Annotated in this window: 5 protein-coding genes; 3 read left to right on the top strand and 2 right to left on the bottom strand. The window is 40.7% G+C overall.

Annotated elements, in window-relative coordinates; all coding sequences use genetic code 11:
• The 3 genes from Q0212_RS10410 to Q0212_RS10400 form a co-directional block, all read left to right on the top strand.
• A partial coding sequence (locus Q0212_RS10410; RefSeq protein ID WP_297925166.1) for a hypothetical protein occupies positions 1 to 255 on the top strand: 255 nt, incomplete at its 5' end.
• A 21-nt stretch (positions 256 to 276) separates the two neighbouring features.
• Positions 277 to 984 carry an START domain-containing protein gene (locus tag Q0212_RS10405; RefSeq protein WP_297925163.1) on the top strand — a complete coding sequence of 236 codons (708 nt, stop codon included), beginning with the start codon at positions 277 to 279 and terminating at the stop codon, positions 982 to 984.
• A gap of 150 nt (positions 985 to 1,134) precedes the next feature.
• Positions 1,135 to 1,842: a hypothetical protein gene (locus Q0212_RS10400; RefSeq protein ID WP_297925161.1), complete on the top strand. Its 708-nt coding sequence runs from the start codon at positions 1,135 to 1,137 to the stop codon at positions 1,840 to 1,842.
• Between the two features lie 37 nt (positions 1,843 to 1,879).
• On the opposite strand, the gene serC is transcribed toward Q0212_RS10400, so the two are convergent.
• Entirely contained in the window at positions 1,880 to 2,962 is a 1,083-nt protein-coding gene (gene serC, locus Q0212_RS10395; protein WP_297925159.1) for a 3-phosphoserine/phosphohydroxythreonine transaminase, read from the bottom strand.
• Positions 2,963 to 3,016: 54 nt separating this feature from the next.
• On the bottom strand, positions 3,017 to 5,475 hold a 2,459-nt coding region (gene gyrA / locus Q0212_RS10390), incomplete at its 5' end, for a DNA gyrase subunit A (protein ID WP_297925158.1).

The raw sequence follows: 5,475 nt of genomic DNA, 5'->3' as shown, positions 1-5,475 counted from the left end.
TATATGCCGCCTCGTCCGCCTTTTATTCGCATGGAGGCCGAAAACTATATCGTACGCTATACACCACTCAGTAAAACACAAACATTACGAGAGGTAGAAGGCTTTATTAATCCTGGTGGTTCATCACCTGCTTGGGCTATCAATTTTGTTAGTGGTAAAGGACCTTACACCAATATGATGGGTATTAGACGTATGTCTCTGTTGCCTCAATATGCGGACAGCAAAGAGCCTTTACCGTATACTTTTTTTGAATAATTCATTTCTTGGGGGAGAAGAATGAAAATAATAAAACAGCTTTGTATACCTTTTTTCATACTTAGTGTTGCAACAACCGTTAGTGCAGCAGATAAAGACTTTGAAGATTTACGAAGTGATAATGTAAGTTCTGATTGGCGTTTGTCAAAGAATGATAAACGCCATGACATTAAAGTTTTTATCAAAAATGAAGAAGGCAAAAGCATTCGCTCTTTCCGTGTTGAGGCTGCATTTGATGCCCCCATAGAAACGGTTGCACGTGTTCAAGGCGATGTTGAAAATTATATTAAATGGTATTTTGAGGTATTAGAAGTTAAGCTTTTACGTAAAGTGTCTGACCGAGAGTACATTTTTTATATGGTTCATGATGCCCCTGTTGGTATGCCTGATCGTGATGTTGTGCTAAAAGCCACTATTGAACCGATGACCTCTCATAAGCCATTTATTGTTGTCAAAATGAATGCTCTACCTGATTTTATTCCTGCCAAAGCGCCCTATGTACGTATGCAAGCTGAAAATTATGTCATTAAAATCAGCCCAATTAGCAAAGAACGTACTTTATTAGAGGCTGAAGGTTATATTGATCCAGGTGGAGTAGCGCCTTCTTGGGCGGTTAACTTTGTCCAAGGTAAAGGACCATATACCAATATGATGGGCATGCGTAGAATGGTTGAGTTACCACAATATCGTAATGCCAAAACGCCATTGCCATACACATTTTTTGAATAGATATAAGGGGGTTTAAAGCCCCCATCATTGCCTGAAAGGAGTCAAGAGTTTTTTACTCGTTAGCATGATATCTATCTGGATAAACAATTAAAGCTTTATACAGAGCATAAAAGTAATAGCACCACCCTAGTACTAAAAAGAGAGGATATTATGAAGAGCATCAAATACCCATTGATTGCCTTATTAGGTTTTACAATAAATAATCATGCTTTTGCTGAAAACGCATTAGATGATCTTAGAGAAAATAACTACTCAAAAAATGAATGGCGTTTATCTAAACATGACAAACGACATGATATTAAAGTCTATATTAAAAATGAAGATGGACAAAAAATCCGCTCCTTTAAAGTTGAAGCCCTTTTAGACACCAACATTGAAACCTTATCAAGAATTCAATCTGATATTGAAAATTATAGTCGTTGGTATTTTGCCACTTTAGAAACTAAGCTGCTCAAAAAAGTGTCCGATAAAGAATACATTTTTTATATGGTTCATGATGCACCTTACGGCAATCCTGACCGTGATGTGATTATGCGTGCTGTTATTGAGCCAATGACCAAAAAAAGACCGTATGTACAAATTAAAATGGAAGCATTACCGACTTACTTGCCTGTCATCCCTCCTTATGTGCGTATGGAAGCAGAAAATTATATTGCCCGTTGGACCCCTGTTGGTAATAATCAAGTTTTACTCGAAGCTGAAGGTTTTGTGAATCCCGGTGGCAATGCTCCTTCTTGGACTGTTAACTTTATTCAAGGTAAAGGCCCTTATGCCAATATGATGGGTTTGCGTCGTATGATAAATCTTCCTAAATATAATGAGGCTCAAACTCCCATTCCATTTACTTTTGTCGAATAAAAAAGGGGCTTGTAAGCCCCTTTTTTATGTTTGTGCATCAACCATGACGTTTAGCAAAGTCTTGCATAAAACTCACTAAGGTATCAATGCCTTCTTCGGGAACGGCATTATAGATACTTGCACGCATACCACCGACAGAGCGATGACCTGCTAAGTTTAATAATTGATTAGCTTCGGCTTCTTTTAAGAAAGCTTTGTCTAAACTGCTATCTGCTAAGGTGAATGGCACATTCATCATTGAGCGGTTGGCAATTGCGACAGGGTTTGCATAAAAACCACCACTACCATCAATTGCTGCATACAATTTTGTGGCTTTACGACGGTTAATTTCGGCCATTTTTTCTAGGCCACCCTGAGTTTTTAACCACTGAAACACTAAACCAGACAAATACCACGCATAAGTTGATGGCGTGTTATACATAGAGCCATTATCAGCATGGATTTTGTAATCAAGCATGGTTGGTGTGCCTTTGATGGTTTGCCCCAATAAGTCTTCACGCACAATCACAACTACCAAACCTGCGGGGCCAATATTTTTTTGTGCGCCCGCATAAATGAGGCCAAACTTAGACACGTCTAAGGGTTCAGCCAAAATAATCGACGAATAATCGGCCACTAACGGCACATCACCCACCTCAGGAATAAAGTCAAATTGCACACCATGAATCGTTTCATTTGGGGTATAGTGCAAATAAGCGGCATCAGCATTACGTTGCCATGATTCAAAGGCTGGCACTGCGCGGAAGTTATTGGCTTCATCACTAGCAACCACATTGACTTGGCAGAATTTTTTGGCTTCTTTAATGGCTTTATCAGACCACATACCGGTATTAACATAATCGGCAGAAGTTTTACCACGCAACAAATTCATCGGAATCATGGCAAATTGTTGTGATGCACCGCCTTGTAAAAATAACACTTTGTAGTTACTGGGCACATTTAATAAATCACGTAAGTCTTGCTCTGCTTGTTCAGCAATCGCAACATAATCCGCACTACGGTGACTCATTTCCATCACCGATAAACCTTTGCCTTGATAGTCAACCAATTCGGCTTGGGCTTGTTTTAAAACGGCTTCGGGTAATGCAGCTGGACCTGCACAAAAGTTATATGCTCTCATGAAAATACCTTAACTCATTGAGCCTCTAACAGAGGCTCTGTCAAACTTAAATCATTAAACCGCTTCAGCTTGTTCGTCAGTGCTCGCTACGACTGTTTCTGTTGCAACTACCACTTCTTCGGTGTTGTCCGCCTCAATCACCTCTTCTTCGGGTGCATCAAGACTGACTACCGCCACCAACTGCTCATCATTACTTAATCTAATGAGCGTAACACCTTGTGCACTACGAGACATGACGGATACTTCATCAATACGAGTACGTACCAACGTACCCATATCCGAAATTAATAATAAGTCTTTGCCTTCGCCTGCTTGCACAGCGGCAACCAACTCGCCATTACGCTCACTGGTTTGAATCGCTAATACGCCTTGTCCACCACGTTTACGCAAGGTAAATTTGCTGACAGGCGTACGTTTGCCATAACCATTAGCACAAGCAATTAATACTTGTGCTTGGCCAGCTTTTAACACCACTTCTTCGCTGTCATTTTCTTCAACATCAGGGGTTTCAACAACTTCTACAGCTTCTTCACCTTCGGCCAATTCGCTATCTGCTAATAATGCCGCATTTTCAGCAAGTTCGGATGTTGCCAACATCGACACAACATGAGCACCAACAGGTAAACGCATACCACGTACACCTGTGGCATTACGTCCCATAGCACGAACATCAGTTTCTCTAAAGCGAATCGCTTTACCCTGATTGCTAAACAACATAATGTCTTGTTGACCATCCGTGACAGCCACACCAATTAAGGTGTTATCACCTTCTAAATTAATGGCATTTAAACCTAAGCTACGTGGACGAGAGAATGCAGATAATTCCACGCGTTTTACCGTACCATCGGCGGTTGCCATGAAGATATATTGACCTTCGGCATATTCACGCAATGGTAAAATAGCGGTAACTTTTTCGTCATTGGCTAATTGCAACAAGTTAACTAATGGCTTGCCTTTTGAACCACGGCCAGCTTGTGGCAAGTCATACACTTTAATCCAATGCACACGACCTAAAGAGGTAAAACACAATACAGTGTCGTGAGTGCTAGCCACCAATAAATGTTCAATATAATCTTCATCTTTCATGCTAGTTGCAGATTTACCACGACCACCACGTTTTTGTGCTTTATAATCACTTAAAGGCTGCGTTTTGGCATAACCTGTATGCGAAATGGTTAAAACCACTTGCTCGTCTGGTGTTAAATCTTCACGGCTTAAATCTAAACGAGAGGCAATAATTTCGGTTTTACGACCATCGCCATAAGTGGCTAAAACTTCTTTTAACTCGCCACGAATCACATCCATCAACAAATTAGAATCGGCTAAAATCGCTAATAATTCAGCAATCTTGCCTAATAATTCTTCGTATTCTGCTAAGAGTTTATCTTGTTCTAAACCTGTTAAACGGTGTAAACGTAAATCTAAAATCGCTTGGGCTTGTTCGGGCGATAATTTATAGCCATTTTCAACCAAACCTAAATATTCAGCTAAGGTTTCAGGACGACAGGCATTTTTATCACCTGCACGCTCTAACAAGGCTAAAACGCCACCTTCTTGCCAGACTTTTTCGAGTAAACGCTCTTTGGCTTGTGCACCTGTTGCCGAAGTTTTAATTAATTGAATAATTTCATCAATATTGGCTAAAGCAACCGCTAAACCTTCAACAATATGACCGCGTTCACGCGCTTTGCGTAATTCAAAAACGGTACGACGGGTAACAACTTCTTGACGATGACGCACAAAAGCAGCAATCAAATCGCGTAAATTTAAAATGCGTGGCTGACCATCTTGTAGAGCCAACATATTAAAGCTAAAAGAAGACTCTAACGGTGTTTGAGCAAATAAGTTATTGACTAATACTTCGGGGTTTTCACCACGTTTTAAGTCAATAACAATACGCATACCATCTTTGTCAGACTCGTCACGTAGTTCGCTAATGCCTTCAATCTTTTTGTCTTTGACTAATTCGGCAATTTTTTCAATCACGCGGGCTTTGTTAAGCTGATAAGGAATTTCGGTAAACACCACCGTATGACGAGAGGTTTTGCTATCGGTTTCAATATGATACTTGGCACGAATTAAAATGCGGCCACGACCCGTACGATATGCATCAACAATGCCACTACGACCATTAATAATGCCGCCTGTTGGAAAGTCTGGGCCAGTCACATAGTGCATCAAACCATCAACAGTAATGTCATTATTATCAACATAAGCCAAACAAGCATTAATCACTTCGGTAATGTTGTGTGGCGGAATATTGGTGGCCATCCCCACCGCAATACCTGATGAACCATTAACCAGCAAATTAGGAATACGGGTTGGTAACACCGCAGGAATCATTTCGCTGCCATCATAGTTGGGCAACCAATCGACGGTTTCTTTTTCGAGGTCAGCCAATAAATCGTGTGCCAAACGGGTCATACGCACTTCGGTATAACGCATCGCAGCAGGCGCGTCACCATCTACCGAACCGAAGTTACCTTGACCATCAACCAATAAATAACGCAAGC

It is taken from the genome of uncultured Agitococcus sp. (assembly GCF_937920075.1).
Taxonomy (GTDB): domain Bacteria; phylum Pseudomonadota; class Gammaproteobacteria; order Pseudomonadales; family Moraxellaceae; genus Agitococcus.
This window is presented reverse-complemented; position numbering and strand designations above follow the sequence as displayed.

Excerpts from the sequence above, each read along its gene's own strand:
- Q0212_RS10405 (WP_297925163.1), top strand. The coding sequence starts at position 277 with ATGAAAATAATAAAACAGCTTTGTATACCTTTTTTCATACTTAGTGTT.
- Q0212_RS10400 (WP_297925161.1), top strand. The coding sequence starts at position 1,135 with ATGAAGAGCATCAAATACCCATTGATTGCCTTATTAGGTTTTACAATA.
- serC (WP_297925159.1), bottom strand. The coding sequence starts at position 2,962 with ATGAGAGCATATAACTTTTGTGCAGGTCCAGCTGCATTACCCGAAGCC.